Here is a 25,859-nt window from a genome sequence, read left to right as displayed (position 1 = left end):
CAGCCGGCAACAATATAATGACAATAAAGCAAGCGCCCGGCATATACTCCTGATACCGCACTACTCGACAACAAGGGCTCCCGTGCTTTCATCGCTGGTCGTCGGTTCTTCCACAGTCTCCGCCATGCTGATCCTGTACCTGATGCTGGCGATGGCGTCCTTGGGCGCCGCCTACAAAACCAGGGCGGCGGCGCACAGCCAGCTGCGCCTGCAGATCAATGCCTGGTGGCTGATCTTCCCTTTAGTCAGCCTCGGCCTGCTGTTCTACCCGGCCGGTCCCGCTTTGCTTGCGCTCCTGATTTGCGTCCTGGCACTGCGTGAACTGACACGGTACTGCCGCAGTTCACGCGGGCTATTCTTGTTTCGCTGCACGGCGACGTTGGCGTTGGCCGCCGTATTGAGCTGGCAACAACCCAAGCTTGCGCTGCTTCTGCTGCCGTGGATGACGCTGGCGCAATTCGCTTATTTCTTGTGGCGGCGGCAAACGGATCAGCTGCTGCTCCTGCTGTTTTTCTCGACCTGTTGCGGACTCAGCTTCATCGTCCAGCTGATGCATCTGCCGCTGACGGAAGAAACCAGGATCGCCTGGCTGTTTTATTTGTTTGCGCTGACGGCGTTGAATGACATCGGCCAGTTCATCGCCGGGAAAACGCTGGGCAAGCACACGATCGCTGCCCGCATCAGCCCCAACAAGACGTGGCAGGGCCTGTGTGGCGGCATGCTGGTCAGCATGCTGGCGTCCGTGATGCTGGGCAGCTACCTGCACCTGGCCGGCCTGCCGCAATTGCTGTTCCTGGCATTATTGATGTCGCTCGGCGGTTTCGCCGGGGACATGTTGTTTTCGGCCGCCAAGCGGTTTCTGGGCATCAAGGATTTTTCCAGTCTGATTCCAGGCCATGGCGGCATTCTGGATCGTGTCGACAGCCTGGTAGTTACGGCGCCTTTGCTGTATTTCGCAATGTACTTTTCACATCAAGGATGATCAGGATGAAAGTTGAGAGCGCCACTGCATGGACCCAGATTGAATCCGGCTTCGACAGCGTCGATCAAACGCGTTTGTTCTATCGTACATGGGAGCCAAAGATCAGCCGTGCCGACGGCGTCAAGCGGGCTCTGGTCTTCCTGCATCGCGGCCCCGAGCACTCCGGGCGGATCCAGCCGCTGGTGGAACAGTTCGGCTACGAAGAAGACTGGGCTTTTGCCTGGGATGCGCGCGGCCACGGCCATTCGCCGGGCGAACGCGGCGATGCCCCGGGTTTCGAGATACTGGTACAGGATTTCAATGCGTTCATCCTGCACATTCAGCTGCGCCACGGCATCCAGCCGGAAAACATGCTGATCGTCGCCAACAGCGTCGGCGCCGTCATCGCGGCGACCTGGCTGCACGATTACGCGCCGCGCGTGCGCGGCGTGATCATGGCCGCCGCGGCCTTCGACATCAATCTGTATGTACCGCTGGCCAAGCCGGCGCTGCGCCTGGCAACCTGCTTCAAGCCGGATTTGTTCGTCACCAGCTATATCCGCTCTTCGATGCTGACACACTCGCCTGAGCAAGCCAGGAGCTACGACCAGGACAGGCTGATCGCCAAAAGCATTTCGGCGCGCGTATTGCTGGATCTGGCGGATACCGCCAGGCGCATCGTGCAGGACGCCGCCGCCATCGACACGCCAATCCTGATGCTGGCGGCGGAAAAGGATTTCGTGGTCAAGCAGGCGCCGCAGAAAGCTTTCTTCGAACGGCTGTCGTCGCCGCTGAAACGCTACATCCTGCTGAAGGACTGCTACCACGCGATTTTCTACGAACGCGACACCAGCGAAGCCATCGAGGCCAGCCGCAAATTCATTCACGAATGCTTCCTGCTGGATCCACTGCCGCCGCACTATTACCATAACGCAGACCTGCAGAGCCATAGCGCCAGCCAGTACGCGGCGCTGCAAAACGGCAGCACCAGCAGCGCCATCGGCAAGGCCTTCTATGGCATCCAGCGCGCCATGCTCGGCACCTTGGGATCGCTCAGCAATGGCATGGCGATCGGCAAAACGCATGGTTTCGATTCAGGCGCTTCGCTCGATTACGTGTACCGCAACCAGGCCGGCGGCGGCCTGCTGATCGGCAAGACGATTGACCGCGGCTATCTGGACGCCATCGGCTGGCGCGGCATCCGGCAACGCAAGATGCAGCTGCAACAGCTGCTGGCCGAGCGGATCATCCAGCATCAAGGCGAGCAGCCGCTGCGCATACTCGACGTCGCTGCCGGCTCGGGGCGCTACGTACTGGAGAGCGTCAAGCGTTTCCAGGACAAGGCCATCGAAGTCACCTTGCGCGACTTCGATGCGCATAACCTGGAGCAGGCGCGGAAACTGGCCGATCATTTGCAACTGCGCAGCGCTATCGAATACCAGCAGCGCGACGCCTTCGATCCTGCCAGCTATCCGTCCGACGAACCGCCGTATGACATCGTGATCGTCTCCGGCCTGTATGAGCTGTTCAGCGAAAACGCCATGGTGCTGCGCTCCCTGCAAGGCATCGCGCGCCAGCTGAAAAGAGGCGGCCATCTGATCTATACCGGCCAGCCCTGGCATCCGCAGCTGGACATGATCGCCCAGACCCTGACCAATCATCGCGGCGCGCCGTGGCTGATGCGGCCGCGGCCGCAAGCGGAAATGGATGCGCTGGTAGCCAGCATCGACTGCCGGAAGACCACCAGCCAGATCGGCATCGCCGGGATTTTTACGGTGTCGGTGGCGCGGAAAAGCGCAGAGCCTGGCGCAGGCGATTGACCACGGTCCACAGCGACAGCGCCAGTATCAGCAGCAGCACCGCATTCAGCCAATGCGGCGCCGCCCCTGCTGCGGACAACAGGGCCAGCAGGCCGAATGCGAAGGCGCGGTCGCTCTTCCCCATCGGGCCGTCAAAGCGGCGCGGCGCGCCTATGGTTGCCGCCAGCACGCCGGCAAACTCCGCCAGCAAGGCCAGCATCAGCACGATGACCAGCAACGGCGCACTAATGCCGGCCAGCAGCGCAAACGGCAGGTACAGGGCGACATCCGAAACCTGATCGCACATTTCATTCAAGAGCGCACCCAAACGGGTCTTTTGTCCGGTGGCGCTGGCCAACATGCCATCGATAGCGTTCAAGCCCATGCGCAGCAACAGGAATAGCGGCAAGCCGTACCACAGCCCCAAGCACTGCGGAAACAGCGCCAGCGCAACGCCGTAGGCCATCGACAGCAGCAGCGCCAGCACCGTAATCTGGTTCGGCGTGACCCGCAGCCGCACCAGCCCTTTCAGCAAGGGACTGAGCAGTTGCTGGAATTTTGGCTTGAGCTGATAGATCGAGAAAGTCATCTGGCAGTTTTTTCCATATAGTGTTTGGCAATCAATGTACAACGGCTGTAGCCCATCGCGCAATGCAGGTAGACCGAGCGCCCTTCACCGATTTGCCGTAACAGCAGCTCGACGATTTCATCGGTCATGGCGGCATCCGGCAGGCGCAGGTCGAGCAAAGGAAAGTAGTGGTAATCGCCGCTCCGCAAAGCGGGCGTTTCGCTGAGTTCGTTGGCGAGATCGATGACCACTGGCTGCGGCGGCAACTTCTTCGCTTCGGCAGCAGTCAGGCGCCGCCCTATCCACAACCGCTCGCTGATTTCAATGAATGGCGTGCGCTGCCGCTCGCGCCAGCGCACGCAGCACCAGGTCAGCCAATAGCCGAGCAGGTATGGCGCATATAACAGCCAGATCCAGAGCGGATAACGGCCTTGCCGTTTATGTAGAAAGAAGCGGTCCGGCCTGGCGTAGGCGAGGCTGACCAGCAGCAGGCTGGCAGTCAGATACATGGCAAGCGTGCTGTGCAAGGCCAGCACGCCAACCAGCAGCGTGATGCCCGCGGCCAGCAGATAATACAGCGCCACGTTGGCTTGCGTCCTGCCGTGACGCACCAGCAGCGTTGCCGCCAGCCCCAGCATCAGGCCGGCGACCACATCCAGGAATTGATGCTGATAGGTAAACACGGTGGCGATCGCCACCAGCGCCAGCCATGCCGTCAGCAGGATACGCGTCAGCGCCGGCACAAACGATGTCTGCAACGCGCGCCAGAAGATGAAGCAGAACGCGACGTGCAGCGAGGGCAGCTGGTTATACGGCCGGTCTACCACGGACAGGAATTCAAACAAGGCGGTAAACAGCGGGTTGCCGACCGCCGGCCGCGCCATGCTGAACTGCAGCGGATAGATGGCGAACGCCAGGGTCGCCACCACGGTCGCCAGCAGCAGGCGCTGGCTGAGCACGCGCAGATCGTCGGCCGTACGCACCCAGGCGAAACTGGCGGCAAAGAAGATTCCCGAACTCAGATAAGGAATAATCATCCATGGCACGAACGGCAGCGCGCTTTCAAACGGCAATGCGACGTTGCGCGTGATGTTGCTATGCGCCGCCAGCAGGTTGGCTAGCGGATAGCACAAGGCGAAGACCAGGAAATTGATGATAAAGTGGCGCCCACGCATCTGCCAGGTGATCGCTGCGGCTGCTACCATCAGATAGGTCCTTATGACCAAGGGTGAAATTAGTGCATTATTCTAGCTCATGACGCAAACCGAAAAATATCAATGTTGCATGGTGATGGCCGGCGGCGGCTTTCGCTTCGGCTACTATCTCGGCATGTACGCCGCTGCCGTCGACAGCGGCAACAAGCCGGACCTGCTGCTGGCCAGCTGCGGCGGCGCCATCGCTGCCGCGGTGATCCAGGCGCTGCCTGACGATGCCCAGCGCAAGGCCTGGATCAGCTCGCCTGCCATGTACCAGTTCCTGTGCGGCTTGCAATCGACGCCGAAGGCCGCCATCGGCCGCTCGTTCGCGCACGCCGTCAAGCGTGGCCTGACGGCAAAGCGCGCGCATGTCATTCCCGATCTGTTCGGCGACTATTTCTTCGACATCCCGGCCCAGCTGCCGTTGCCCAGGCCGCAATCCGACCCCGCGGTTGCAGTAGCGATCGTCGGCGGCAAAATGCTGTTTTCCAAAGACCAGGTCGGCCAGCCGCGCAAGCAGCGCAAGCTGTTCGCCGAGACCGTGTTCGGCGACGCCCGCACCGCCGCGCTGCTGGCCGGCATGTCCTCGCCGCTGAGCGCGCCGCAGTGGGGCGACAACGCCATCGCGCCGGAATTGCTGACCGACACCAGCATGCCGATCGGCGACGCGGTGCGGATTTCCATATCAGACATGTTCTATTTCCGCTGTCACACGCATCAGGCCAGCCACTATACCGGCGGCGTGGTCGATCTGTTTCCTATCGAACTGGCAAAACGGCTGGCGCAACGCGTCATCATGGAATTGAAAGCGCCATTCAGCCAGGCGCTGGCGATTCCGGCCTGGCGCGCCGTGCTGGGGGTCGACGGCAACCAGCGGCTGCGCCACGTGCACGGCCAGTTTGCCGATGTCTGGATTGACGCTTCCGATGTCGAGCAGGTGTTCCAGAAACGCGGCATGCAAAAGAAGATTTCCTGGACCAGGAACCGCTTCCGCCTGTTGATGCCGGCGCGCTACGAAACCTATCTGGCGCATGTGGAAGAGCAATGGCAATACGGCTACCAGCGCGGACTGGAAGCCTTTGCCAAGCCCGAGGCCAACCACAAGCAGCACATGCGCAACGCCACCAAGCATAACCGGGGCAGCGCGTGAGGATCATGATTGTCGGCGGCACCAGCGGCATAGGATTGGCGCTGGCGCAGCACTATCTGGCGCTTGGCGCGCAGGTCGCCGTCTGCGGCCGCGATCTGCAGCGCCTGGATCCGCAGCTCATCGAGCGCTATCCTGCTATCGGCGCCTACCAGCTGGACATCGCCGACAAGAACGCGCTGGCGGCAGCCATCGATGATTTTTCAGGCCCCGGGCTAGATTTGCTGATAGTGACGGCGGGCCTCTATTTCAACACGCCCAGCATCCAGCTCGATCCCGCCACTGCGCTGCAGATGCTGCGAACCAATGTGAGCGGCCTGAATCACGCGTTCGAGCTGGCGTCCGCTAAAATGCTGCAGCAGCGCGCGGGACAGTTGGTGGCGATTGCCTCGATCGCCGGCTTGCTGCACGACTACCCGGGCGCTTCGCTGTACAGCGCTAGCAAGCGCATGGTTATCGCCTTGTGCGACACCTACCGCAAGGCACTGGCGCCATTCTCGATTGCGGTCACGACCATCGTGCCGGGTTATATCGACACTGCCAAGCTACGCGCGCTGAATCACGGCGACGCCAGCCACAAGCCATTTTTGCTGACCGAACGGCAAGCGCTGGCGCATATCACCCAAGCCATCGCCCAGCGCCAGGCGCGCTGCATTTTTCCCTGGCAGATGCGCTGGCTGGTCAGCCTCTTCAACTGCCTGCCGTCGCCATTGCGGCGCATGATCAGGAAATGAAACGGCCTGGCAGCGCCCCGGATTAATTGGCGAACAGCCCGGCCACCGCCATGCGGCGTGGCAAACCGTCAAAATCGGCGCGCACGATACTGGCAGAACGGTTTTCGATATAACTCCTCATCCCGGGCTCGGTCAGCAGCGGCTGCATCTGGCGTAATGAAGCGATCAATTGCGGCGTCAGGCTGTCCAGCAGCGGCCGCACATCGCGGCCGAGATCCGGGGCGTCGCTGAACTTGCCGGCGCCCTGCTGCCGCCATTGCGCCAGCAAGCCGAGCTGCAGGGCTTTACCGGCATCAAACTGAGCCTGGAAGAACCTTCGTACAAAAACTGCATCCAAGCCGCTCGCTTGCGCTGTAACGGCGTCCAGGATCAATTGCTCGCGCGGCGGGTCGTTGACGGCGCCGCCGGAATTCCATTTGGCCTTGGCCACCATGGGGGCAACGTCAAGGCGCTGAGCTATCAGCTGCAGCAAATGGTCAGCCGCTGCGGCATCAGCCGGATGCGGCGCCGGCGGCAAATGCTGGCAGGCCGCCAGCAGCAGAAAGATTGACAGGCAGGCCAGTAATTTACCGTGGAATTTCCAGATAGTAGTTCTCATATTTCTTTATTTAACATTCATAAACATCATAATCGCATAAGATCCGCTCATATCAGCAAGCCGGCCCAGTTAAACTGAACGTACACTAGCGACTTCGTATTCTATAAAACTTTACATGCTGTCAACACTAAAACTCATCGCCGCCGATCCCAACACCGACGACATCAGTCATCTGGTAGCCTTGATCAAGACCTTGCGTCCGCGCAAGCCGGAGCTTGCCACGGAAGCGGCCGAGAACCTGCGGATACTGGTGCAGCTGTTGCATGGCGAGCCGGCCCAGGCGAGCGCCCTGCGCCATTATGTACTACGGCTGTTTTCGACGCGGCGCCAGATCAGCCTTTACACCGACACCGGGATCTTGCCGAACGCAGGCTTTTTTACCGAACTGTTCCAGCGTCTGTCGTTTCGCATGCTGCCGCCGGCGCTGGATGAAAATTATCTGCGCGACTGCCTCGACCGCCTGTTGCCGGCCGAAACCGACTATATCTGGATCAACGCTGTGCCGAACGACGACTGGTTCAGCCTGTTCGACCTGCTGAGCCAGGCCGCGCCCTATACCGACGCCGACAACAATGCCGCCAGCGACGCCATCGACCGCCACAAGACCGTCGGCGAACTGCTGGAAGCGATCCAGACCCTTTCCTACCGCATCAGCGCCATGGGCCTGGAGCCGGCGCTGCTCAGGCTGTATCCCAGCATCGACGAATTCGAATCGCCGTTCCTGATGCAGAATGTCGAACTGCACCTGTATCTGAACAGCTACCGCCACCATCTGGCGGCAGCCGATTCCGCCGTGCCGCTGGCCGATCTGCCGCCGCTGGAAGACGCCCGCCACCTGGCGGTGATGCTCGACCAGTGCGACACCATCGTCCTCAAGATCCGCAAGAATGCACTGCGCATGGGCAGCAGCGTCTCGCTCACTTATCTGCTGGTCAGGCTGGAGCAAAGCATCGCCCGCCTGCGCAAGCTGCTGAACCTGGTCGACGTCGGCGAAGTCAGCATCAGCGCGCCGAACACCGAAAAGCAGGAAGGCCCGGTCGCGCTCGACGAGGCAGAAGCGCTTGCCTTGGGGCGGGAACTGATCGAAGGACATAACCGCAAGTACGCGGTACGTGAGCTGTTCACCGACAATATCAACCTGCTGGCGCGCAACGTCACCGAAAACGCCAGCCGCACCGGCGAACACTATATTGCCGAAGACCGCAGCGAGTACGGCGCCATGTTCCGCTCCGCCGCCGGCGCCGGCTTCATCATCGGCTTCATGGCGATGCTGAAAATCCTGGCCTCCTACCTGCGCGCGGCGCCGCTGGTGGAAGCCTTCCTGTTCAGCATGAATTATTCGCTCGGCTTCATGCTGATCCATGTGCTGCATTTCACGGTCGCCACCAAGCAGCCGGCCATGACCGCCTCGCGCATCGCGTCCGGCCTGCAAAGCCGCGACGGCCGCAATATCGATATCGACAGCCTGGTGGAACTGATCGCCAAGGTGATACGCACCCAGTTCATCGCGGTGGCAGGCAACCTGCTGCTGGCCTTCCCGATGGCCTACCTGATCGCGCTCGGCTACCACGCCCTGTTCGGCCACCACCTGGTGACGCCCGACAAGGCTGCCCATCTGCTGCAGGACATCGATCCCTTCGCCAGCCTGGCGCTGTTCCATGCCGCGATTGCCGGCGTCTGCCTGTTCTTGGCCGGCCTGATTTCCGGCTACTACGACAACAAGGCCCTCTACACCCATATGGCCAAGCGGGTGGCGCGCGCACGCTGGCTGGGCAAGCTGCTGGGCCAGCCGCGCCTGGCCAGGTTCGGCGAGTACCTGGAGCACAACCTGGGCGGTCTGATGGGGAATTTCTACTTCGGCATACTGCTCGGCACCATCGGCACCATCGGTTTCATGCTCGGCCTGCCGATCGATATCCGCCACATCACCTTTTCGGCGGCCAACTTCGCCACTGCACTGGTTGGCCTCGACAATCACATGGGCTGGCATACCGCGGTCGTTTCCGTGGTCGGCGTGCTCGCCATCGGCACCGTCAATCTCTGGGTCAGCTTCTCGCTGGCGCTGTTCGTGGCGCTGCGTGCACGCCAGGTGCGCTTCCGCCATGGCTGGATCCTGGCCAAGGCCGTGTTCTCGCGCTTTTTGAAAGGCCCCAAGGATTTCTTCATTCCACCGAAGAGAGTCCCGATTCCAGAGGACAGCGGGAATAGCCCTAGCGCCTGAGGGCAAACGCAGGCCGGCCGATCCGGCCTGCGCATTCACACGAATTCAAGCAAAAAGCGCAGCAACAAGGTAGTATCCGAACGGCAACAATCATGAATACGCCGCGAGAGATGAATTTACATGTTGAATGATCCGCCCTTGCTGCCCTCTTTTCGTTTTTTTTCCCTCGTACTGCTGTGCCTCCTGGCCGCGGCCTGCTCGACCCTGCCCGATGTCAGCCAGCTAAGCGCCACGCTGCCGCAGCCCGCCACGCCCAGCAGCGGGCCGGCGAATGCTTCGTCGCGCCTGAACGCGCTAGCGGCCATGGAAGAAGCGGTCACGGGCAGTCCGCTCATCAAGGGCAACAAGGTCAGCCTGCTGTTCGACGGCCCGCAGACCATGACAGCGATGATCGAAGCCATCGGCCAGGCCACCAGCACGATCAATTTTGAAACCTATATTTTCGACCAGGACCAGCTCGGCCAGCGCTTTGCCGACCTGCTGATAGAGAAGCAGCGCGCCGGCGTGCAGGTCAACATCATTTATGACAGCGTCGGCAGCATCGGCACTCCGACCGAATTTTTCGAGCGCATGCGAGCTTCCGGCATCCGCCTGGTCGAGTTCAATCCGGTCAATCCGCTGAAACGTTTCGGCCGCTGGCAGCTGAACCATCGCGACCACCGCAAGATCCTGGTGGTGGACGGCAAGGTCGGTTTCACCGGCGGCGTCAATATCAGTGCCGCCTACGCCAACAGCTCCCTGTTCCGTTCGCGCCACCGCAGCGATGCCGGCCCGGTCGGCTGGCGCGACACCCATGTGCGGATAGAAGGCCCGGCGGTAGCGTCGCTGCAATTGCTGTTCCTGCAAACCTGGGGAAACCAGCACGCCGAGGATCTACCTGACCTGGATTACTTTCCCAAGCTGGAAGCGGCCGGCGACAAGACGGTGCACGTGCTGAGCAGCCAGCCGGACGGCGACTACAGCCTCTACAAAGCCTATATCCTGGCGATACAGCAGGCACGCAAGAGCATCCACATCACCACACCCTACTTCACGCCGGACCGCCAGCTGGCGGATGCACTGATCGCCGCCGCCAGGCGCGGGGTCGATGTCAGCCTGATCCTGCCCAGCGTGATCGACAGCGGCCTGGTGTTCCATGCCGGCCAGTCGTTCTATACCCAGCTGCTGAGCGCCGGCATCCGCATCTACCAGCTGCAGGTCTCCGTATTGCACGCCAAGACCGCGGTGATCGACGGCAGCTGGTCCACGGTCGGCTCGGCCAATATGGACATCCGCAGCTTCCTGCACAACTATGAAGCCAACGTGATCGTCATCGACGACCAGTTCGGGCGCGAGATGGAAAAGGCTTTCCGCGAAGATGTGCGCGGGTCCTTGCAAATCACCTTGGAGCAATGGCAGCAGCGGCCGTTTTCCGACCGCATCAAAGAATGGGCCGCGCGCTCGCTGGGATACTGGCTGTAGGCCGGCTAAGATGCGCTTATTCAGGCGCGATGGGCGTCAGCCCAGGCCAGCATGACGTCCATGAAGCGGCGCAACACCGGCTGCACCTTGGCGGCCTTTTGCGGATTGAAGGCAAACGGCAGCTGCTCTTCCATATACGTGATTTGCGCCTGCTCCAGCTGGATCGCGTGGATGTTGTCCTGCGGCTTACCGTAGTGGCGCGTAATGTGGCCGCCTTTGAAACGGCCGTTCAAGGCGTGGCTGTAGCCATCGGCCTCGACCGCAACCTGCAGCAGCTGCCGTTCCAGTTCCGGTGCGCAGGACGTGCCCGAGGCCGTGCCCAGGTTCAGGTCCGGCAGCCGTCCTTCAAAGAAGCGCGGCACCACCGAAGCAATCGAATGCGCATCCCACAGCATGGCGACGCCGTGCTCGCCGCGCAGGCGTTGCAGCTCCTGCTGCAGCTGCTGGTGATAAGGCTGCCAGTAGTGCGCGATGCGGCGCTGTATTTCTGCCTCGTCCGGCTCCTTGCCTGGCTGGTACAAGGGCTCCTTGTGGAAGGTGTCCACCGGACAGAGGCCGGTCGTGTCCTGGCCGGGATAGAGATTGACGTTGTCGCGCGGGCGGTTGAGATCGATGACGTAGCGCGAATGGGTCGCTACCAGTACCGAGGCGCCGAGTTCCTGCAGGAAGCTATACAGCTGCGGCATATGCCAGTCGGTATCGGCGATATCCAGCGCCGGCGCGCTCATGCCAGCCCGGATATCGTCGGGAATATGTTCGCCCGCGTGCGGCATCGATACCAGCAGCGGCAGGCTGCCGCGATGAAACAGGAATTTTTCCATAATTGAACTCGATAGAATGTCGCAGGTTAAGCCAATATTAAGCCAATAAGCTCTTCATGCTGCGCGCATAAGCGGCAAGGCTGGTTTCTTGCAGGCGATGCTTGCGGTCGTTGATGACCCAATGGCCGCCCACCATCACATCTCGCACCGGCGTCTGGCCATGGTGGGAAAACACAAAACTGTCCAGCAGCTGATCGCCCTGCTTGCCTTCCAGATCCGCATGCTGCTGGTCCAGCACCAGCAAGTCGGCGCGCTGCCCCACCTGCAATCCCGCCGCTTTACGGCCGCTCGCTGTAGCGCCGCCGTGCAAGGCCTGGCGATACAGGTAAGCGCCGACCGAAGCGGCATGCTCGCCGACCAGCATGTTGCGCTGGCGATGCTGCAGGCGCTGGCTGTATTCGTACAAACGCAATTCTTCGCTCAGGCTGGTGCTGATATGGCTGTCCGAACCGACACCCCAGGCGCCATGCGCAGCCGCATACTCGACACCGTTGAAGATACCGTCGCCCAGATTGGCCTCGGTGGTCGGGCAGATCCCGGCGACGGCGCCGCTGCGCGCCAGGCCGGCGGTTTCTTGCGGCGTCATGTGGGTAGCGTGCACCAGGCACCAATGGCGATCGACCGCCATGTTGTCCAGCAGCCAGGCCACCGGCGGCGCGCCCAGGGCGGCGCTGCCGTCTTCCACTTCCTTGCGCTGCTCGGCGATATGGATATGTACCGGCGCCTGCGCATCCCACTGCCTGAGTTCCGCCAGCAGCTGCTGCAGCGATTGCGGCGACACCGCGCGCAGCGAATGCGGCGCGACGCCGTAACGCAAGCCGGCATGCTGCGGATGGTCGGCCTGCAGCCGCTGCAGGGCTGCCATCATCCATTGCGGCGAGTTGATGAAACGCGCCTGTCCCGCATGCGGCTGCTGGGCGCCGAAACCGCTGTACTGATACATCACCGGCAGCAAGGTCAGGCCGATGCCGGCTTCTTCGGCGGCCTCGATCAGGCACACCAGGTTTTCTGTCGGGTTGGCGTAAGGCTTGCCGTCGCGGTCATGATGAAGGTAGTGGAATTCGCACACCGAGGTATAGCCGGCCTGCAGCATTTCGATATACAGCTGCAGCGCCACCGCCTTCAGGTCGGCCGGCGACAATTTAGCGGCAAACTGGTACATCAACGTACGCCAGCTCCAGAAACTGTCGCTGGGGTTGGAGCGATATTCGGTCAGCCCGGCCATGGCGCGCTGGAACGCATGCGAATGCAGGTTGACGATGCCGGGCAAGACCGTCGCGGCGGCGCGCGGCGCCAGGGCTAAGGTTTCTGCATCTGGGCGGACCGAAGTCAGGACGCCTTGTTCGTCCCACTCCAGCAGGACGTTGTTGCGCCAGCCATCCGCCAGCAAGGCGCGGTCGGCAATCAATTGTCGGATGACGGGTTTCATGGATGTGCTCCTTGATCAATTATCCGCGGCGGCGCCGGGCTGAAGCGGCCGCCGCGCACTATCGTGTGGCACGGATTGCGTCCCGACCAGTAGGCCAGTTCCGCCAGCGACTCCACATCCCACAGCACAAAATCGGCGGCGCGCCCTGCGGCCAGCAAGCCGTGCCTGCCGTCCTTGCCCAAGGCCCGTGCGGCATGGCTGGTAACGCCCAGTAAGGCTTCCGCTGTCGTCATGCGGAACAGCGTGCAAGCCATGTTCAGCATCAGCAGCAAGGAAGTGGTCGGCGAGGTGCCGGGATTGCTGTCGGTGGAAACGGCGATTGGTATGCCGTGGCGGCGCAACAGTTCCAGCGGCGGCTGCCTGGTTTCGCGGATAAAGTAATAGGCGCCGGGCAGCAGCACGGCAACTGTGCCGCTTTCCTTCATCGCCAGCACATCGGCTTCATTCAGGTGTTCGAGATGATCCACCGAGATGGCTTTGAAACGCGTCGCCAGCTGCGTGCCGCCGATATTCGAGAGCTGGTCGGCGTGCATTTTTACGGGCAAGCCGAGCGCGGCAGCGGCAGCGAATACGCGCTCGCTCTGCGCTACCGAAAAACCGATGTTCTCGCAAAACACGTCGACCGCATCGACCAGGCCCTCCGCATGCAGTGCCGGCAGCATTTCCTCGCACACCAGCGTGATGTAGTCGTCGGCGCGGCCCTGGTACTCGGGCGGCAAGGCATGGGCGCCGAGAAAGGTGGTGTACACCGTGACCCGATAGTGTTCGCCGAGGCGACGCGCCACGCGCAGCATCTTGCGCTCGCTGGCCAGATCGAGGCCATAGCCGGATTTGATTTCAACTGTAGTGACGCCTTCCGCCAGCAAGGCTTCCAGGCGCCGCGCGGATTGCAGGAACAGACTGTCCTCGTCCGCTGCACGCGTCGCCCGCACTGTCGACACAATACCGCCGCCGCTGCGTGCGATCTCCTCGTAGCTGGCGCCGGCCAGCCGCAAGGCAAACTCGTCGGCGCGGTTGCCGCCGTATACGAGATGGGTATGGCAATCGATCAGGCCCGGCGTGATCCAGCGCTGGCCGGCATCGTGCCGTGCCAGGTCCGCGTTGCTGTATTCGGCAGGCAGCTCAGCCGCGGCGCCAAGCCAGGCGATCAGGCCGCCGCGCACTACCATGGCGCCGTCCAGAATGACCTGGCCAGGATCGCCGCTGGCGGCGATCCTGGCGTTGGACCAGATGCCATCGGCTTGCTTGGATAAACTGTGCGCCATGCTGTTTTCCTATTCCATTATTCCACTATTGCAGATTGATGTTGACGCCGATCAGGATGCTGCCGGCGCTCAGGGAACGCAGCGACACCTGGCCCGGCCGCTGCTCCCAGACCAGGCTCTGGCGCGGTTCCAGGGTGGCGTGTTCGCCGTCCTGCGCCAGCACGTCCCAGCGTCCCTGTACGCAAAACAGCAGGTTGCAGCCCTGCTCCAGGTCTTGATCAATGGACCACACGCGGACTTCGCCGGCGGCCGCGCCGCGCCTGAGCATCAGGTTGAAATCCTGGCAGGCGCCGCCCGCCAGTTCCGCCGTGACGTGGTCTTCGCCGCGAAAGCGATGCGGCTGCAGGCGCGACAGCAATACGTGATTGCCGCTGTCGGAAACCAGGTCCATGCCCTCGCCTTCCAGCAAGGTGATGATGCGGTCGACGCCGGCAAAGCTGGAAAAGGCGCCGGACCGGCTGACGTCGGCGATGCTGGCGCGCCATAAAAAATCGTCGAAGGACGCTCCCGCCGGCTGGCAATGCAGCTCGCGCGTGACGCCGCCGCCGTTCTTCCAGGGCGTCGCTGGCAAGTCTTCAAACTCGATCAGTTTCATGTGCTCGCTCTATAAACGCGTGGCATAGTTCCGGCCGGGAGCGGCGCTGCGCTCCCCGGTCCGCCTCTTGCTTGCTTAACGGCTGTACAGCTCGGCAAACAAGGCCTTGCAGCTGTCGCTCACTGCGCCTTGCAGCACCAGCTGTTTGGCGGCTTCGATATCCGGTGCGAAGAAGCGGTCCTTGTCGTAGAACGTTACCAGTTCGCGCAGACGCTGGTGCACCTGGGTCAGCATGGGCGAGGTGGTCAGCGGCAGGTGGCAGTCGACGCCTTGCGCCGCCGCCAGCAATTCAATCGCCACGATGGTCGCTGTATTGTGCGCCATTTCATGCAGGCGGCGGCCGGCGAATGTCGCCATGCTGACGTGGTCTTCCTGGTTGGCGGAAGTCGGCAGGCTGTCGACGCTGGCCGGATGCGCCAGCGCCTTGTTCTCGGAGGCCAGCGCGGCAGCCGTCACATGGGCGATCATGAAGCCGGAGTTGAGGCCGGACGACTGCACCAGGAACGGCGGCAGCCCGGACAGCGAGGAATCGATCAGCAGTGCGATGCGGCGTTCCGACAAGGCGCCGATCTCGGCAATCGCCAGCGCCAGCGTGTCGGCAGCGAAAGCCACCGGCTCGGCATGGAAATTGCCGCCGGAAATGACTTCATCGTGCTCGGCGTAGATCAGCGGATTGTCGGTCACGGCATTGGCTTCGATCAGCAAGGTGCGCGCGGCGTTGCCGATGATGTCGACGCAGGCCCCCATCACCTGCGGCTGGCAGCGCAAGCTGTATGGGTCTTGCACACGTTCGTCGTTGACCAGGTGCGATTGGCGGATCGCGCTGCCGCTCAGCAGCTGGCGATAGATCTTGGCCGTGGCGATCTGCCCCGGCTGGCCGCGCACTTCATGCACGCGCGGATCGAAAGGCGCATCGCTGCCGCGCGCTGCATCCACTGCCAGCGCACCGGTGACGGTAGCCGCTTCCAGCACACGCTCGGCCAGGAACAGGCCGTTCAAGGTCAGCGCGGTAGAGACCTGGGTGCCGTTGATCAGCGCCAGGCCTTCCTTGGCCGCCAGCACGATCGGCGTGATGCCGGCCTTGGCCAGCGCTTCCTTGGCATCGGCCAGCTTGCCGTCGACCCGCACCTGGCCTTCGCCCAGGATCGCCAGCGTCATGTGCGACAGCGGCGCCAGGTCGCCGGAAGCGCCGACCGAACCCTTGACCGGGATGCATGGCATGATGCCGGCGTTGTAGATCGCCAGCAGGGTATCGATCACTTGTGCCCGGATGCCGGAAAAACCGCGCGCCAGGCTGGCGATTTTCATGGCCAGGATCAGGCGCACGGCGCCATCGTCGATAAGGTCGCCAGTGCCGACCGAATGCGAGAGGATCAGGTTACGCTGCAGCAGTTCCAGCTGCTCGTCCGGGATACGGGTCTTGGCCAGCTTGCCGAAGCCGGTATTGATGCCATAGGCGGCATCGCCACGCTCGACGATGCGCGCCACGGTGGCGGCAGACGCATTGATGGCGTCGTAGGCGGATGGCGGCAAGGCCAGCGGAACGGCTTCGGCCCAGATGCTGCGAATCTCTGCCAGGGTCATTTTTCCCGGTTGCAGAGTCAACGTTGTTTTCATATTCATTTCTTTCAGATTAGCGTATTGCAGAAGTCGATTTTATGGCAAAGCCAGTCACTTGATCATCGGCAGGTTCAGATTGTGGCGCTTGGCGCACTCGATCGCCGCTTCATAGCCGGCATCGGCATGCCGCATGACGCCGGACGCGCAATCGTTGACCAGCACCCGCGCCAGGCGCTTGGCGGCGGCATCGGTGCCGTCGGCGACGATCACCATGCCGGAATGCTGCGAATAACCCATGCCGACGCCGCCGCCGTGATGCAGCGAGACCCAGGTGGCGCCGCCGGAGGTATTCAGCAAGGCGTTCAGCAACGGCCAGTCGGAGACGGCGTCGGTGCCGTCCTTCATGCTTTCCGTTTCGCGGTTAGGGCTGGCGACCGAGCCGGTATCCAGGTGATCGCGGCCGATCACGATCGGCGCTTTCAGCTCGCCGCTGCGCACCATTTCATTGAAAGCGAGGCCGGCGATGTGCCGCTCACCCAGGCCCAGCCAGCAAATCCGCGCCGGCAAGCCCTGGAAGGAAATGCGTTCGCGCGCCATGTCCAGCCAGCGGTGCACGTGCTTGTTTTGCGGGAACAGCTCCTTGATCTTGGCGTCGGTCTTGTAGATGTCTTCCGGATCGCCGGACAGGGCCACCCAGCGGAACGGCCCTTTGCCCTCGCAGAACAGGGGCCGGATATAGGCCGGCACAAAGCCTGGGAAGTCAAAGGCATTCTTGACGCCCTGGTCGAAGGCGACCTGGCGGATGTTGTTGCCGTAGTCGACGGTCTTGATGCCCATCGCATGGAAATCCAGCATCGCCTGCACATGCTGCGCGCAGGAATGGGCCGCATCGGCGGTCAGCCGCGCCTGCTGCGACGGATCGTTTTGCGCCGCCACCCATTGCTCGACGCTCCAGCCGAGCGGCAGGTAGCCGTTGATCAGGTCATGCGCCGAGGTCTGGTCGGTCACCAGGTCGGGCTTGATGCCGCCGGCCTTGGCGCGCTTCACCAGCTCCGGCAGCACCTCAGCGGCATTGCCGAGCAGGCCGATGGAAATCGCTTCCTTGCGTTCGGTGTGGTATTTGATGAGGTCGAGGGCGTCGTCCAGGTTCTTGGCCTGCTTGTCGAGGTAGCGCGTGCGCAGGCGGAAATCGATGCTGGACTGCTTGCATTCGATAGTCAGCGACGCCGCGCCGGCCAGGGTTGCCGCCAGCGGCTGGGCGCCGCCCATGCCGCCGAGGCCGGCGGTCAGGATCCAGCGGCCGGAGAGATCGCCGCCGAAATGCTGGCGGCCGGCTTCGGCAAAGGTTTCAAAAGTGCCCTGCACGATGCCTTGGCTGCCGATGTAGATCCAGCTGCCGGCGGTCATCTGGCCGTACATGAACAAGCCCTTGCGGTCGAGTTCGTTGAAGTGCTCCCAGTTCGCCCATTTCGGCACCAGGTTGGAATTGGCCAGCAATACGCGCGGCGCATCGGCATGGGTCTGGAACACGCCGACCGGCTTGCCGGACTGGATCAGCAGGGTTTCGTTTTCGTTCAGATTAGTCAGGGCTTCGACGATCTTGTCGAAACAGGCCCAGTCGCGCGCGGCACGGCCGATGCCGCCATACACCACCAGGTCGTTCGGCCGCTCGGCCACTTCCGGGTCGAGATTGTTCATCAGCATGCGCAGCGGCGCTTCGGTCAGCCAGCTCTTGGCGGTCAGAGTGGTGCCGCGGGCGGCGCGGATGGTGCGGCTGGGGTCGCGCCGTGGATCAGTATTGGTTGTCATGTGGCTAATCTCCTTAAAAATGTCGGTGCGCCGATTTGCTATCCTGACCGCCCGAAAATAAACAACAAGTTGTATAGTCCAGTAAAATATAATGCCTATACAACTTAGTCAATCGAATTTACACATACTCGTTAGCAGATTCCGGCTATCCCGAATGGGCCGCGATACGCTACCCTGCAAAAAAGATGTTGACTTCAAGTGCGCTTGAACTTGCATACTTGGCTGGTCGGCAACTGCGCTGGTAACTGAGTTAGTATCCGTGATGAAAATTTATTGAGTAGGAGCCGGCATATGCATGGCGCAATAGAAAAAAAGGCAATTCCCGCATTCCAGCAAGTCAAAGACCATGTGCTGCAGCAGATCCGCGGCGGCGAATGGAAGCCGGGCGACCTGATCCCGTCCGAACGCGAACTGATGATCCAGTTCAACCTGTCGCGCATGACCGTCAACCGCGCCCTGCGCGAACTGACCGACAACCAGCTGCTGGTGCGCATCCAGGGTTCCGGCACCTATGTCGCGCCGGGAAAATACCAGTCTACTCTGGTAGAAATCCGCAGTATCGACGACGAACTGGTGGCGCGCGGCCATCGCTACCGCAGCCAGGTGCTGACGCTGGAAGCCAGCACCACGCCGGTGGCGCTGAAAGCGCTCGGGCTGGACGCCGGACCGGCATTCCATTCGGTGATCGTGCACTTCGCCGACGATATCCCGATCCAGCTGGAAGACCGCTACACCAATCCGCAACTGTTTCCTGACTACCTGCAGCAGGATTTTCACCTGGTGACGCCGAACCACTACATGGTGCAGATCGCGCCGCTTGACCGTGCCGAATACAGCATCGAATCGAAAATGCCGGAAGCGGCCATGCGCAAGCTGCTGCAGATGGAAGCCGGCGAGCCCTGCCTGCTGCTGTCGCGCCGCACCTGGGTGCACGATACGGTAGCCACTTCGGTCACGCTGTGGCATCCCGGTTCAAGGTATCAGTTTACCGGCGGCTTCTAATACAAGATGCGACGCGTACGATCGGTGCATGGCGCCGATAGCGACTGCGCTCGCCATGACAACTTATCAGCACCCATCTGGACAGACTAAAACATGTCGCCTGCACCTACCGTTATCAACACCGATCCGCCGCCAGCCAGCTGGTCAGACCTGCTGTCGGGACGCAATGCACTGCGCTCGCTGACCCTGGCCGGCGGCATCGGCATGCACGCCACCAATGTCTACATCGTCACCACCATCCTGCCGTCGGTGGTGAAAGATATCGGCGGCCTCGAATACTATGCCTGGGCCACCTCGCTGTTCGTGGTGGCTTCCATCATCGCCGCCGGCCTGGCTTCAAGGCTGGTGGAATGGCTGGGCTACCGCTCCGCCAGCCTGCTGGCCCTGCTGGTGTTTTCGATCGGCTCAGCCGGCTGCGCGCTGGCGCCGCACATGGTGTGGCTGCTGCTGGCGCGCACTATCCAGGGCTTGGGCGGCGGCGTGCTGGTGGCGCTGTCCTACGCCATGATACGGGTGGTGTTTGCGCCGCCGCTATGGTCGCGCGCGATGGCGCTGATGTCGGGCATGTGGGGCATCTCCACCTTGTCCGGACCGGCGATCGGCGGCATGTTTGCGCAGGCCGGCAGCTGGCGCGGCGCCTTCTGGTCGCTGCTGCCGGCGGCAGTCATCCTCGCGCTGCTGGTGCAATTCACGCTGAAAATTCCAGCCGAAACGCGGGCCGACGAGAAGGCAGACAGCATTCCGCTGGCCAAGATATTGCTGCTGGCGGCAGCCGTGCTGTCCGTGTCCGCCGCCAGCCTGTTCAGCAGCACCGCCATGAATATAGCCGGCATTGTTTTTGGCATCGCCCTGATCGCCTTGATCGCCCGCCTGGAACAGCGCCCTGGCGCGCGCTTGCTGCCGAGCGGCGCATTTTCCTTGCGCAGCCGCATCGGCGCCCTGTACGCCACCATGATATTGATGATCCTGGGACTGACCACGGAAATCTACGTACCGTATTTCCTGCAGATGATCCAGGGCCACTCGCCGCTGCTGGCCGGTTACCTGACCGGCATCATGTCCTGCGGCTGGACCCTGGCGGCGCTGCTGTTCTCCAGCTACAGCGGCGCCCGCGCACAGTTTGTCATGAAGGCCGGGCCGCTGGTGGTGATTGCCGCCCTGCTGGCGCTGTCGTTCATGCTGCCGTCGGCCGCCGTGCTGGACAGCTACGGCCTGCTGCCGCTGTGCGTCGCACTGATACTGGTCGGCTTCGGCATCGGCATGGGCATGCCGCATCTGATGGCCAGCATATTGAGCAGCGCGCCTGCCGACGAAGGCAACCTGGCCGCTTATTCGCTGACCACGGTGCAGCTGTTCGCCACCGCCACCGGAGCCGCCCTCGCGGGCATGGTGACATCGCTGTCCGGACTGGCCGACCCGGGCGGTTTGCCAGGAGCGGCAAATGCGGCACAATGGCTATTCATCTGCTTTGCATTGGCGCCGCTGCTGGCGTTTTTCACGGTACGCCAGGCGCTGCGCCTGAAGACCCCGGCAGCTGCAACCCCCGGCGCCGGCCGCAGCACGCAACACGATCAGCCACTACAGGAACCTCTGCCATGAGCAGCACGCCTCCCAAACCAGCGGTCTCGCCGCTCAAGGCCACCACGGAAACCGTCACCAGCATCCGCAACTGGACCGACAAGCTGTTTTCATTCCGCACCACGCGCCCGGCCGGCTATCAGTTCACGCCGGGGCAGTTCGCGCGCCTCGGCGTGACGGTCGGCGAAGAAACCCTTTGGCGCGCTTATTCGGTCACCTCCGCCGCCAGTGAAAATGAGCTGGAGTATTTCCTGGTGCAGGTCCCGGGCGGCCAGTTCACCGAGCAGCTGAAAAACCTGAAACCGGGCGATCCCGTGCTGGTGGAAAAATTCAGCTACGGTTTCATGACCGCCGACCGCTTTGTCGACGGCGAGGATCTGTGGATGCTAGCCACCGGCACGGGACTCGGTCCCTTCATCTCTATCCTGCAAGATCCGATGGCGTGGCAGAAATTCCGCAACCTGATCCTGGTGCATTGCGTGCGCAACGCCGAAGAACTGGCTTACCAGGAATTGCTGGCGGCCCTGCCGCAGCGGCCGCAACTGGCGGCCGGCGGCGCGCGCCTGCAACTGATCCGCGCTACCACGCGCGATACCGTAGCCGCGCCCGGCAACCTACAGGGGCGCATCACTGCCCTGCTGACCAGCGGCGCGCTGGAAGCCGCGGCTGGCTTGCCTATCACGGTGGAAGCATCGCGCATCATGATGTGCGGCAATCCCGAAATGATCACCGAAACACGCGAGATCCTGCACCAGCGGGGATTGCGGCCTTGCCGGCGGGCCGTGCCGGGGCAGTTTGTGACTGAAGACTACTGGTAACCAATACTAGACTTCGAGCCACTTCTGCCGCACGGCGGGATTGGCATGCAGCTGTGCCGGCGTCCCGCCAAACACAATCCGGCCATGCCCCATCACCAGCACGCGGTCAGAAATTTCCAGCGCGATGCCGAGTTTTTGCTCCACCAGCAATACGCCTAGCCCCTGCGCCCGCAGCGTCAGCAAATGCTGCGCCACAATTCGCGCCATGTCCGGCGCCAGCCCTTCCGTCGGCTCGTCCACCATCAGCAGGCGCGGCTTGCCCATCAGGCTGCGGCACAGGCTGAGCATCTGCTGCTCGCCGCCGGACAGCAGGCCGGCGGCGACATGCCTGCGCACGGCCAGCTGCGGCATCAGGCGCCACACCTCTTCCAAGGCTGCAGGCTCCGGCCGCAGCTGCCCCAGCAACAGGTTCTGCTGCACCGTCAGCGCCGGGAACACCGCCCGCTCTTCAGGCACGTAAGCCATGCCATGGCGAGCGATCTGGAATGTTTTCAGGCCGGCCAGCTGCGCGCCGTCAAGCCGCACTGAGCCGCTACAACGCAACATGCCCATGAGCGCCTTCAAGGTGGTAGAGCGGCCGGCGCCGTTGCGGCCCAGCAGGCTGACGATTTCGCCAGCGCCGACCTCAAGATCGACGCCATGCAGTACCTGCCCCTGATCGTAGAAGGCATGCAAGCCGCGCACTTCAAGCAAGGCGCTCATGGCTGCTGTGCCTCCACGGCGCCGAGATAGGCTTCCTGCACGGCGCGATTGGCGCGGATCGCCGCCGGCGTGTCGCAAGCGATGATACGGCCATCGACCAGCACGGCAATGCGGTCCACCAGGCCGAACACGACGTCCATGTCGTGCTCGATCAGCAGCAGGGTCTTGCCTGCGCTCACGCGCCGGATCAGTTCGGTCGCAGCAGCGGCCTCGTCGCGGTTCATGCCGGCGGTCGGCTCATCCAGCAATATCAGGCTGGCGTCGCCGGCAATCGTGATGCCGATCTCCAGCGCGCGCTGGACGGCATAGCTGAGATCGCCGGCCAGCGTTGCGCCATGCGCCTGCAAGCCGCATTGCTGCAACAATTCCTCGATGCGATAATTGACTTTGCCCAGCCCGGACAGGCGCCGCCAGAAGGTATAGCGATAACCATGCGCCGCCAGCACCGCCGTCCGCAAGTTATCCACCACGCTCAGGCGCGGAAAGATGCTGGTGATCTGGAAGCTGCGCGCCAGCCCCAGCCGGCTGATCTGGAACGGCGTCATGCCGCCGATCTCGCGCCCGCGCAGCAGAAGCTCGCCGCTACCGGGGACGATGGCGCCCGATATCAGGTTGAACAGGGTCGATTTTCCAGCGCCGTTAGGGCCGATCAGCGCCAGCTTTTCCCCTTGCCGCAACTGCAGAGCAGCGCCGTTGATAATACGCACGGCGCCGAACTGCTTGTGCAGATTGCGCAATTCGAGAACGGGCGGATGCAATTGATCGCTCATAGGATCGCCGCGCGCCGGTACAGCATTTCAATCAGGAACACGGCGCCGAATGCAGTCAACAACCCGCCCGCCAGGCGCAGCCAACCGCGCAATGTCATCTGGCGCCAGCCGGCAAGCAGCTTGATCCAGGCGCCGGCGATGCCGCCCGGCGCAAACAGCACGATCAGCACAAACAGCAAGCCCAGATACAGCTGCCAGCCGCGGGTATAAGCCGAAAGCAAAGAAGAAAACAGCACACCGGTAATCGCGCCTATCATCGGCCCGAAGAAATAGCCGATGCCGCCGATGAAGGTGAACAGCAGGATTTGCGCAGAACGCAGCAGGCTCAGGTTCTCGGCGCTGACGATTTCAAAATTGATCGCAGTCAGCGCGCCGCCGACCCCCGCGAAGAAGGCCGACAGCATGAACATCAGGTAACGCACCTGCCGCGGGTCGTGGCCGATGAAGGCTGCGCGCTGCGGATTGTCGCGTACCGCGTTGGCGATGCGGCCGAGCGGCGTCTGCGTCAGGCCGTACATGGCGGCCGTGCTGACGAAGAGCCAGAATGCGATCAGGTAGTAGACCTGCAACTGTGAGGAAAAATCGACGCCGAACAGCGGCATGCCCAGCACACGGTTGGTGCTGACACCGCTCTCGCCGCCAAACCAGGCGGGCAACATCAGCACGGCAGCGGCCACCAATTCCACCAGCGCCAAACTGATCATCGACAACGCGGTGCCCGACCGGCGCGTAGCGACATAGCCGAACACCACGCCCGCCAGCATGCCGGCCACGCCGCCGGCCAAAGGCACCAGCAACAGTGCGGCTGCGCTGCTGCCGGCCAGCTCGTTCATCAGATGTGCGCTGGCGAAAGCCGCCAGGCCAGAGTAGACGGCATGGCCAAAGGACAGCATGCCGCTTTGCCCCAGCAGCATGTTGAAGGACAGCGCCAGGATCATCATGCAACCGCATTGCGACAGGATCGACAGCGCGGCGCTTTGAGCAAACAGCAGCGGCGCCGCCAGCAGCAAGGCGAACGCCAGCCAGAGCGATTTGCCGCGCCAGGAAGAAAGCGCCATAGGCATCAATCCCGCAGCCCGAACAAGCCGCGCGGACGCAGCAGCATGACCAGCACCAGCAGCAGATACGGCAGGACCGGCGCTACCTGGGCCAGTGTCAGCCGCAACAAGGGATAGCCGACAGCATCCGGAGCAATCTGGATGCCCCAGTGCGCCAGAGCGCTCAACAGGGAAACGTCCAGCGCCACGGCATAGGTCTGCAAAATACCGATCAGCAACGACGCGATGAAAGCGCCCTTCAGCGAGCCGAGCCCGCCGACCACCACCACCACGAAAATGATGCTGCCGACGCCGGCCGCCATGCCCGGCTCAGTGACGAAGGCATTACCGCCCACGACGCCGGCCAGGCCGGCCAGCGCGCAGCCGGCGGCAAATACCAGGGTGAACAGCCGCGGCACATTGTGGCCGAGCGCTTCCAGCATCTGCGGATGGGTCAGCGCCGCCTGGATCAGCATGCCGATGCGGGAGCGCTTCAGCAGCCAGCCCGCCGCCAGCAATACCAGCAGCGCGAGCAGCATCATGAAACCGCGATAGGCCGGAAATGCCGTGGAGTACAAGGTAAACAAAGGGCCATCAAGCTGCGCCGGAATCGCATACGGCAGCGCCGACCTGCCCCACGCCAGCTGCACCAGTTCGACCACCACATAAGACAGGCCGAAAGTGAACAACAGTTCCGCCACCTGGCCATGGCGCCGCACATGGCGCAGCCCGACCCGTTCCACCAGCGCGCCCAGCAAGCCGGTCAGCAACGGCGCCAGCAGCAGCGCCGGCCAGAATCCCAGCTGGATGCTGATGGCGTAGGCGAAATAAGCGCCCAGCATATAGAAACTGGCATGGGCAAAATTCAGCACGCCCAGCATGCTGAAAATCAGCGTCAGGCCGGACGACAGCAGGAATAGCAGCAGTCCGTAACTGAGGCCGTTCAGCAAAGTGATGAGGGTAAATTCCATTGTGCGGATATGTGATGCTCAGGTCCGGCATTCTACCGGTTTGTCCAGGAGCCGATGGTCAGTTCGCCAGCTGAGCCGGGCTGGACGCGCGCGGCAAGCCAGCCATGCCGGCAATGGCATAGGGTTAAATCACAGATATTTTTACCAAGCAAATTAAACCATGGTAATATTGTGCACTTACTTCATTTACGAGAGCCACTACGCCATGAGCAGATTGATCACCCCGGTAATCGCCTTCGCCGGATCGCAACGCATCGCCGCCGGCCAGTTGGCGCTGGTGGCCTTGAAAGCAAAGGAGCTCATAGACCGCAACGACAGCGCGACCATCCTGATTTTCGACGACCTCACCAGCGAGCAGGTCGAAGTGGATTTTCGCGGCAGCGCCGAGCAAGTGCTGCGGCGCCTGACGGCCGGCGAAGCCAGCACCGCCGCGCCTGCGGCAAACGCCGACAGCCATGAGCCGGCGCGCGGACCGGGCCGCCCCAAACTGGGCGTCATCGGCCGCGAAGTCACCTTGCTGCCACGCCACTGGGACTGGCTCAACGCCCAGCCAGGCGGCGCCTCGGTAGCCTTGCGCAAGCTGGTGGAAGACGCCCGCCGCCACAGCGAACAGCGCGACCAGCTGCGCCGCGCCCAGGAATATGCCTATCGCTTCATGTCGGCGATGGCCGGCAACAGCGCGAATTTCGAGGAAGCTGCACGGGCCTTGTTTGCCAGCGATCAGGCTGGATTCGAGTTACTGATTGAGACATGGGCACCGGATGTGCGCGATCATATCAAGGTATTGGCAAGCCGCGCTTTCTCGACACAAGCGTAG

General features: G+C 62.5%; 23 protein-coding genes. 10 read left to right on the top strand and 13 right to left on the bottom strand.

Annotated features, from left to right (window positions below):
* Nucleotides 1-82 precede the first annotated feature (82 nt).
* Nucleotides 83-982: a phosphatidate cytidylyltransferase gene (locus VNZ65_RS07205; RefSeq protein WP_325667476.1), complete on the top strand. Its 900-nt coding sequence runs from the start codon at nt 83-85 to the stop codon at nt 980-982.
* A 5-nt stretch (nt 983-987) separates the two neighbouring features.
* Nucleotides 988-2,781, top strand: coding sequence for a bifunctional alpha/beta hydrolase/class I SAM-dependent methyltransferase (locus VNZ65_RS07200; RefSeq protein WP_325667474.1), 1,794 nt, complete (start codon nt 988-990; stop codon nt 2,779-2,781).
* Here the strand turns inward: VNZ65_RS07200 and VNZ65_RS07195 are convergent.
* Together VNZ65_RS07195 and VNZ65_RS07190 are read right to left on the bottom strand one after the other, a co-directional pair.
* Nucleotides 2,732-3,349: a CDP-alcohol phosphatidyltransferase family protein gene (locus tag VNZ65_RS07195; RefSeq protein ID WP_325667472.1), complete on the bottom strand. Its 618-nt coding sequence runs from the start codon at nt 3,347-3,349 to the stop codon at nt 2,732-2,734. The genes VNZ65_RS07200 and VNZ65_RS07195 overlap by 50 nt on opposite strands.
* Nucleotides 3,346-4,533, bottom strand: coding sequence for a phosphatase PAP2 family protein (locus VNZ65_RS07190; RefSeq protein WP_325667470.1), 1,188 nt, complete (start codon nt 4,531-4,533; stop codon nt 3,346-3,348). Before VNZ65_RS07190 ends, VNZ65_RS07195 begins: the two co-directional genes overlap by 4 nt.
* 49 nt (nt 4,534-4,582) lie before the next feature.
* On the opposite strand from VNZ65_RS07190, the gene VNZ65_RS07185 reads away from it, so the two are divergent.
* Together VNZ65_RS07185 and VNZ65_RS07180 are read left to right on the top strand one after the other, a co-directional pair.
* Nucleotides 4,583-5,674: a patatin-like phospholipase family protein gene (locus VNZ65_RS07185; RefSeq protein ID WP_325667467.1), complete on the top strand. Its 1,092-nt coding sequence runs from the start codon at nt 4,583-4,585 to the stop codon at nt 5,672-5,674.
* Nucleotides 5,675-5,679: 5 nt separating this feature from the next.
* Nucleotides 5,680-6,405 (top strand): SDR family NAD(P)-dependent oxidoreductase, encoded by a 726-nt coding sequence (locus VNZ65_RS07180; protein WP_325667550.1) that lies wholly within the window; start codon nt 5,680-5,682, stop codon nt 6,403-6,405.
* Between the two features lie 22 nt (nt 6,406-6,427).
* On the opposite strand, the gene aroQ is transcribed toward VNZ65_RS07180, so the two are convergent.
* Nucleotides 6,428-7,003, bottom strand: coding sequence for a gamma subclass chorismate mutase AroQ (aroQ, locus tag VNZ65_RS07175; protein WP_325667465.1), 576 nt, complete (start codon nt 7,001-7,003; stop codon nt 6,428-6,430).
* Between the two features lie 115 nt (nt 7,004-7,118).
* On the opposite strand from aroQ, the gene VNZ65_RS07170 reads away from it, so the two are divergent.
* Nucleotides 7,119-9,224, top strand: a complete 2,106-nt coding sequence (locus VNZ65_RS07170; protein WP_325667463.1) for a site-specific recombinase — start codon at nt 7,119-7,121, stop codon at nt 9,222-9,224.
* A 120-nt stretch (nt 9,225-9,344) separates the two neighbouring features.
* Nucleotides 9,345-10,685, top strand: a complete 1,341-nt coding sequence (cls, locus tag VNZ65_RS07165) for a cardiolipin synthase (RefSeq protein WP_325667461.1) — start codon at nt 9,345-9,347, stop codon at nt 10,683-10,685.
* 20 nt (nt 10,686-10,705) lie between these two features.
* Here cls and hutG read toward each other — a convergent pair whose 3' ends face one another.
* The 6 genes from hutG to hutU form a co-directional block, all read right to left on the bottom strand.
* A complete protein-coding gene (hutG, locus tag VNZ65_RS07160; protein WP_325667459.1) occupies nt 10,706-11,506 on the bottom strand; it encodes an N-formylglutamate deformylase in 801 nt (266 codons plus the stop codon).
* A 37-nt stretch (nt 11,507-11,543) separates the two neighbouring features.
* The gene (locus tag VNZ65_RS07155; protein WP_325667457.1) at nt 11,544-12,935 is read right to left on the bottom strand and encodes a formimidoylglutamate deiminase; all 1,392 of its coding nucleotides are present in this window, start codon (nt 12,933-12,935) and stop codon (nt 11,544-11,546) included.
* The gene (hutI, locus tag VNZ65_RS07150; protein WP_325667455.1) at nt 12,932-14,200 is read right to left on the bottom strand and encodes an imidazolonepropionase; all 1,269 of its coding nucleotides are present in this window, start codon (nt 14,198-14,200) and stop codon (nt 12,932-12,934) included. The genes VNZ65_RS07155 and hutI overlap by 4 nt, the downstream gene beginning before the upstream one ends.
* A 25-nt stretch (nt 14,201-14,225) precedes the next feature.
* Nucleotides 14,226-14,795 carry a HutD family protein gene (locus tag VNZ65_RS07145; RefSeq protein WP_325667453.1) on the bottom strand — a complete coding sequence of 190 codons (570 nt, stop codon included), beginning with the start codon at nt 14,793-14,795 and terminating at the stop codon, nt 14,226-14,228.
* A gap of 75 nt (nt 14,796-14,870) precedes the next feature.
* Nucleotides 14,871-16,418, bottom strand: coding sequence for a histidine ammonia-lyase (gene hutH, locus VNZ65_RS07140; protein WP_325667451.1), 1,548 nt, complete (start codon nt 16,416-16,418; stop codon nt 14,871-14,873).
* Between the two features lie 48 nt (nt 16,419-16,466).
* The gene (gene hutU, locus VNZ65_RS07135; protein WP_325667450.1) at nt 16,467-18,164 is read right to left on the bottom strand and encodes a urocanate hydratase; all 1,698 of its coding nucleotides are present in this window, start codon (nt 18,162-18,164) and stop codon (nt 16,467-16,469) included.
* 291 nt (nt 18,165-18,455) lie between these two features.
* Between hutU and hutC the strand changes: the two genes are divergently transcribed.
* The 3 genes from hutC to VNZ65_RS07120 all read left to right on the top strand — a co-directional run bounded on the left by hutC (nt 18,456) and on the right by VNZ65_RS07120 (nt 21,562).
* Nucleotides 18,456-19,166 carry a histidine utilization repressor gene (gene hutC / locus VNZ65_RS07130; protein WP_325667449.1) on the top strand — a complete coding sequence of 237 codons (711 nt, stop codon included), beginning with the start codon at nt 18,456-18,458 and terminating at the stop codon, nt 19,164-19,166.
* 93 nt (nt 19,167-19,259) lie between these two features.
* Nucleotides 19,260-20,765: an MFS transporter gene (locus VNZ65_RS07125; RefSeq protein WP_325667448.1), complete on the top strand. Its 1,506-nt coding sequence runs from the start codon at nt 19,260-19,262 to the stop codon at nt 20,763-20,765.
* Nucleotides 20,762-21,562, top strand: a complete 801-nt coding sequence (locus VNZ65_RS07120; RefSeq protein ID WP_325667446.1) for a ferredoxin--NADP reductase — start codon at nt 20,762-20,764, stop codon at nt 21,560-21,562. The genes VNZ65_RS07125 and VNZ65_RS07120 overlap by 4 nt, the downstream gene beginning before the upstream one ends.
* Nucleotides 21,563-21,568: 6 nt before the next feature.
* Here the strand turns inward: VNZ65_RS07120 and VNZ65_RS07115 are convergent, their stop codons facing one another.
* The 4 genes from VNZ65_RS07115 to VNZ65_RS07100 are packed head-to-tail and all read right to left on the bottom strand — an operon-like array spanning nt 21,569 to nt 25,042.
* Nucleotides 21,569-22,264 carry an ABC transporter ATP-binding protein gene (locus VNZ65_RS07115; RefSeq protein ID WP_325667444.1) on the bottom strand — a complete coding sequence of 232 codons (696 nt, stop codon included), beginning with the start codon at nt 22,262-22,264 and terminating at the stop codon, nt 21,569-21,571.
* Nucleotides 22,261-23,034: an ABC transporter ATP-binding protein gene (locus VNZ65_RS07110; protein WP_325667442.1), complete on the bottom strand. Its 774-nt coding sequence runs from the start codon at nt 23,032-23,034 to the stop codon at nt 22,261-22,263. The genes VNZ65_RS07115 and VNZ65_RS07110 overlap by 4 nt, the downstream gene beginning before the upstream one ends.
* On the bottom strand, nt 23,031-24,092 hold the full coding sequence (locus VNZ65_RS07105; protein WP_325667439.1) for a branched-chain amino acid ABC transporter permease: 1,062 nt from the start codon (nt 24,090-24,092) through the stop codon (nt 23,031-23,033). Before VNZ65_RS07105 ends, VNZ65_RS07110 begins: the two co-directional genes overlap by 4 nt.
* 5 nt (nt 24,093-24,097) lie before the next feature.
* On the bottom strand, nt 24,098-25,042 hold the full coding sequence (locus VNZ65_RS07100) for a branched-chain amino acid ABC transporter permease (protein ID WP_325667437.1): 945 nt from the start codon (nt 25,040-25,042) through the stop codon (nt 24,098-24,100).
* A 205-nt stretch (nt 25,043-25,247) separates the two neighbouring features.
* On the opposite strand from VNZ65_RS07100, the gene VNZ65_RS07095 reads away from it, so the two are divergent.
* Nucleotides 25,248-25,859, top strand: coding sequence for a DUF2239 family protein (locus VNZ65_RS07095; protein WP_325667435.1), 612 nt, complete (start codon nt 25,248-25,250; stop codon nt 25,857-25,859).

The sequence above is a fragment of the Collimonas sp. genome (assembly GCF_035566555.1).
GTDB lineage: Bacteria > Pseudomonadota > Gammaproteobacteria > Burkholderiales > Burkholderiaceae_D > Collimonas.
This window is presented reverse-complemented; position numbering and strand designations above follow the sequence as displayed.

Coding starts and splice junctions, on each gene's coding strand:
- VNZ65_RS07200 (WP_325667474.1), top strand. CDS start 988: ATGAAAGTTGAGAGCGCCACTGCATGGACCCAGATTGAATCCGGCTTC.
- VNZ65_RS07195 (WP_325667472.1), bottom strand. CDS start 3,349: ATGACTTTCTCGATCTATCAGCTCAAGCCAAAATTCCAGCAACTGCTC.
- VNZ65_RS07190 (WP_325667470.1), bottom strand. CDS start 4,533: ATGGTAGCAGCCGCAGCGATCACCTGGCAGATGCGTGGGCGCCACTTT.
- VNZ65_RS07185 (WP_325667467.1), top strand. CDS start 4,583: ATGACGCAAACCGAAAAATATCAATGTTGCATGGTGATGGCCGGCGGC.
- VNZ65_RS07180 (WP_325667550.1), top strand. CDS start 5,680: ATGATTGTCGGCGGCACCAGCGGCATAGGATTGGCGCTGGCGCAGCAC.
- aroQ (WP_325667465.1), bottom strand. CDS start 7,003: ATGAGAACTACTATCTGGAAATTCCACGGTAAATTACTGGCCTGCCTG.
- VNZ65_RS07170 (WP_325667463.1), top strand. CDS start 7,119: ATGCTGTCAACACTAAAACTCATCGCCGCCGATCCCAACACCGACGAC.
- cls (WP_325667461.1), top strand. CDS start 9,345: ATGTTGAATGATCCGCCCTTGCTGCCCTCTTTTCGTTTTTTTTCCCTC.
- hutG (WP_325667459.1), bottom strand. CDS start 11,506: ATGGAAAAATTCCTGTTTCATCGCGGCAGCCTGCCGCTGCTGGTATCG.
- VNZ65_RS07155 (WP_325667457.1), bottom strand. CDS start 12,935: ATGAAACCCGTCATCCGACAATTGATTGCCGACCGCGCCTTGCTGGCG.
- hutI (WP_325667455.1), bottom strand. CDS start 14,200: ATGGCGCACAGTTTATCCAAGCAAGCCGATGGCATCTGGTCCAACGCC.
- VNZ65_RS07145 (WP_325667453.1), bottom strand. CDS start 14,795: ATGAAACTGATCGAGTTTGAAGACTTGCCAGCGACGCCCTGGAAGAAC.
- hutH (WP_325667451.1), bottom strand. CDS start 16,418: ATGAATATGAAAACAACGTTGACTCTGCAACCGGGAAAAATGACCCTG.
- hutU (WP_325667450.1), bottom strand. CDS start 18,164: ATGACAACCAATACTGATCCACGGCGCGACCCCAGCCGCACCATCCGC.
- hutC (WP_325667449.1), top strand. CDS start 18,456: ATGCATGGCGCAATAGAAAAAAAGGCAATTCCCGCATTCCAGCAAGTC.
- VNZ65_RS07125 (WP_325667448.1), top strand. CDS start 19,260: ATGTCGCCTGCACCTACCGTTATCAACACCGATCCGCCGCCAGCCAGC.
- VNZ65_RS07120 (WP_325667446.1), top strand. CDS start 20,762: ATGAGCAGCACGCCTCCCAAACCAGCGGTCTCGCCGCTCAAGGCCACC.
- VNZ65_RS07115 (WP_325667444.1), bottom strand. CDS start 22,264: ATGAGCGCCTTGCTTGAAGTGCGCGGCTTGCATGCCTTCTACGATCAG.
- VNZ65_RS07110 (WP_325667442.1), bottom strand. CDS start 23,034: ATGAGCGATCAATTGCATCCGCCCGTTCTCGAATTGCGCAATCTGCAC.
- VNZ65_RS07105 (WP_325667439.1), bottom strand. CDS start 24,092: ATGGCGCTTTCTTCCTGGCGCGGCAAATCGCTCTGGCTGGCGTTCGCC.
- VNZ65_RS07100 (WP_325667437.1), bottom strand. CDS start 25,042: ATGGAATTTACCCTCATCACTTTGCTGAACGGCCTCAGTTACGGACTG.
- VNZ65_RS07095 (WP_325667435.1), top strand. CDS start 25,248: ATGAGCAGATTGATCACCCCGGTAATCGCCTTCGCCGGATCGCAACGC.